We start from the raw sequence: 2,408 nt of genomic DNA, 5'->3' as shown, positions 1-2,408 counted from the left end.
GTGCGCCGTGGCAGTCAACACGGTATCCCCAATCTAATTGGGAGAGACTAAGAAGAATGTCTCTAAGTCAACCAACTTACCTAGAGTCGAAAGACAAAAAGGGAAAACAGCACGTTGGTAAAGCGGGGAATGGAGAGAAGACGTTTAAACCATTGCCTTGCAAGGCTTGTGTGACAAGGTGAAAGTTAGACTACTTGAAGCCCAATTCTGACGGCATAGGCGATTGCCTATTCCTACAACGTCTAACAGGAATAATCGTTTGTGTGTAGTTTTAAACATTTGAGCAACACAACTTCTTCAAACGATGTCGGCCATCAATGAGACGGCTCAAAGGAATGAGTGGGACACCTAAATCACACTACCACGTACCGAGTTGATGAAGCACGGGATGGCCTACGGGACGCGAGTCCTATGGCTACAGAGTTCTCATAGTAGTCTGAGGACGGGAAAGCCGTCCACATGGCAAAGGAGAACAGGTATTCCTCACACTAAGACCAAGAGGTACGCGAGATGCGGAACGCCGAAACGGTTCTTAATGTAATCCGAGATAGAGGCCAACGAGGGTTGCCTCTGGGAAAAGATGTCTACAGACAACTATTCAACCCGAATTTGTACCTCCGAGCGTACAGTCGCATCTACAAAAATGATGGGGCAATGACGCGAGGAATTACTGAGGAAACTGCTGATGGAATGTCTGTCAAAAAGATTGAGAGCCTCATAGAAGATATTCGCTATGAACGCTTTCGATGGACACCAGTACGACGAGTTAACATTCCCAAAAAGAATGGAAAAATTCGACCGCTTGGTGTCCCTACTTGGAAAGACAAACTGGTTCAAGAAGTGGTACGCTCGATTCTTGAGGCATACTACGAACCTCAATTTTCTGACAGCAGTCACGGTTTCAGACCAGAGCGCGGATGCCACACGGCTTTAACTACTATAGACCGTACCTGGCAAGGAACCAAGTGGTTTATCGAAGGAGACATTCGCGGTTGTTTTGACAACATAGACCATAAAATCTTGATGTCAATCCTGCGCGATAAAATTAAAGATAACCGCTTTCTCAGGTTGATGGAAAATCTGCTCAAAGCAGGTTATTGCGAGCAATGGAAGTATCATTCCACTCTCAGTGGTACGCCTCAAGGCGCAATCGTCTCACCCATTCTCGCCAATATCTATCTCGACAAGTTGGATAAGTTTGTCTGGGAGAATCTAATTCCAGAATATACGCGCGGTCAAAGAAGAGCCGAAAATAAGGAGTATGCCAAACTCCAGAAACTCGCTTGGTACTACAGGAAAAGCGGACAAACTTTAAAAGCGCATGAACTGGAAATAAAATACCAGAAAATGCCCTCCAAAGATGTTCGTGACCCTGGGTACAGAAGGCTGTCTTATGTACGCTATGCCGATGACTTTTTACTTGGCTTTATAGGGTCAGTTGCAGAGGCAAAAGAAATCAAGGAAAAACTGAGAACATTTTTAGCTGATAACTTGAAGCTCGATATGTCCTCTGAAAAGACCTTGATTACAAATGCCCACAAAGGAGCGGCAAAGTTCTTGGGGTACTCCGTCGTTGTTCAACAGTCGGACAGTAAGCACACTCAAGGTAGGCGTTCGCTCAACGGCATTATTGGACTCCGAATTCCTACTCGTTTTGTGGAAGAAAAGTGCGCCCAATACAAGAGGAATGGCAAACCCATTCATCGCCCGGAACTGATTAATGATGACGATTTTACAATCATCAGCATCTATCAGTCAGAATACAGAGGGTACGTGCAATTCTACAGTCTGGCCCAAAACATTGCATGGCTTTCAAAACTGCAATGGGTCATGTGGAGTTCACTAATGAAAACACTCGCTTGTAAACACAAAACTAGCGTGGCGAAAATCTGCTCCAAGTACCATAAGACGGTCAAGCTCCCACAAGGTCGGCGCAAATGCGTGGAAATTACCATCAACAGGGAAGGTAAGAAACCACTGGTGGCTCGTTTTGGTGGTCTATCGCTAAAACGTAACCCAAAAGCAACCATTCCAGACCTGCCCTTGACCCGAAAGCCGCCAGAAAGAAACGAGCTGATAAAACGGCTCCTTGCCCACGAGTGTGAGGTCTGTGGGGCGAAAGGTGACATTGAAGTTCACCACGTTCGCGCTCTCAAAGACCTCAAGGTAAAGGGAAGGAAGTCTAAACCGCTCTGGATGCAGATTATGTCTGCACGCAGACGAAAGACTTTGATGGTTTGTCGCCAATGCCATGACGCCATTCATGCTGGCAAACCTATTTTTAGGCACATCACGGAATAGGAATACTGGAGAGCCGTGTGCCTGGAAATCTCGCAAGCACGGTTCGGAGGGGGCTAGTCGGAAAAGGAACCTTCTGGAAACCTCGCTGGCTAGCTACCCACTTTTGA

1 protein-coding gene is annotated in these 2,408 nt (G+C 46.4%); it reads left to right on the top strand.

What is annotated here, in order from left to right:
• The first annotated feature begins 654 nt into the window (after nucleotides 1-654).
• A complete protein-coding gene (locus tag QUB63_RS34905) occupies nucleotides 655-2,301 on the top strand; it encodes a reverse transcriptase domain-containing protein (protein WP_332949966.1) in 1,647 nt (548 codons plus the stop codon).
• Nucleotides 2,302-2,408 lie beyond the last annotated feature (107 nt).

The organism is Microcoleus sp. ARI1-B5, assembly GCF_036705795.1.
Taxonomy (GTDB): domain Bacteria; phylum Cyanobacteriota; class Cyanobacteriia; order Cyanobacteriales; family Microcoleaceae; genus Microcoleus.
The sequence above is the reverse complement of the archived record's forward strand: the minus strand, read 5'-3'. Positions and strand labels throughout refer to the sequence as shown.

Bases quoted from the DNA above. Each gene is read 5' to 3' on its own strand.
- QUB63_RS34905 (WP_332949966.1), top strand. From the start codon at position 655: ATGACGCGAGGAATTACTGAGGAAACTGCTGATGGAATGTCTGTCAAA.